At 45.9% G+C, this 1115-nt stretch carries 2 protein-coding genes; both read right to left on the bottom strand.

Annotated features, from left to right (window positions below; all coding sequences use genetic code 11):
• Nucleotides 1-742, bottom strand: a 742-nt coding sequence (locus F6K49_RS51830; protein WP_293110821.1) for a transposase, incomplete at its 3' end; no start/stop codon positions are given.
• 32 nt (nt 743-774) lie between these two features.
• Nucleotides 775-1115: DUF4079 domain-containing protein (locus tag F6K49_RS51825; protein WP_293110819.1), on the bottom strand; the 341-nt coding region annotated here is incomplete at its 5' end.

Here is a 1115-nt window from a genome sequence, read left to right as displayed (position 1 = left end):
AGTTCTTAGAACGCTTCTGTTTTCTCGCCGCCCTCCGTTGCAGTAATTTCAACTCGCCTTTGAGGTCTTTGAAGAACTTGGAACGTTCAACTGTGAAATTCTCAGAAGTTGTCAAGAATTTTTCTAATCCCAGGTCTATTCCTATCGCCCTACCGTGAGGGGGATTGTGTGGAATTTCTACGTCTTTGGCAATTGTGACGACCACATACCATCGTGTGTGTCCCGCCCTAGATAAAACTCTGACTTGCTTAACCGTAAACCCATCAGGAATAGGTCGATGCAAGTTGATCGTAATTTTTCCAATCTTAGGTAGATCAATTGTGCCATTCTCTATCGGGTTCTTCTTGAACTGTGGATAGAGAAATGATTTGAATTGTCCGAACTTCCGAAAACGAGGAAACCCAAAACCACGAGAACGAAAATTCTCCCAGGTATCATGCAACCGTCTCACAGTTGTCTGCAATACCTGGGAATGTACGTTCTGGAGTTTTGGGTTGATTTTCTTGGCTTTGGGAAGATTATTCTGCTGACGATGATAACTAGGGAACGGCGCATCCGCAGGGATAATATATTCCTTGGATAGAGAACATCTATCTACAGCACATTTACGACTCGCCAACCAGTCTTTGAGCTCCCTCAAGGCATAGTTGTAGACTCCGCGACAAGTCTCTAACCATTCAAGCATTTGAGCTTGCTGGTCATCACTTGGATAGATTCGGTATCGGTAGTTCATCATCAGCATAGATCAGAGTCTAGCACAAACAGGTTAAAACGCTAAATGCATTTTTCACCCCCGTCGTTGGCGGAGTCTGCGCTTTGCCCATGGGGATGAAGAATACTGGGGGAGTCCATGTATCCCGACCCTGACAAGCGCGGTACAGTGCGGGACTTATTGCTCCCCCAAATCCCCTTGTAAGTTAAAGCTTTGTTCCCGCCAAAGCCAGTCAAGGCAATCACCCCATTAGCAGCCAGCAAAATCAGTACGATAGATCCTGTCCAAAAGTGTGGGCTTTCTAGAATTGGCTGATACTGCATTACCAGAGACAAAACCCCACCGGTGTAGCCACCTGCGATAAAAATGAACATCCAGGGTGCTATTTTGCGATGATCACTGC

The sequence above is a fragment of the Moorena sp. SIO3I6 genome, assembly GCF_010672095.1.
This window is presented reverse-complemented; position numbering and strand designations above follow the sequence as displayed.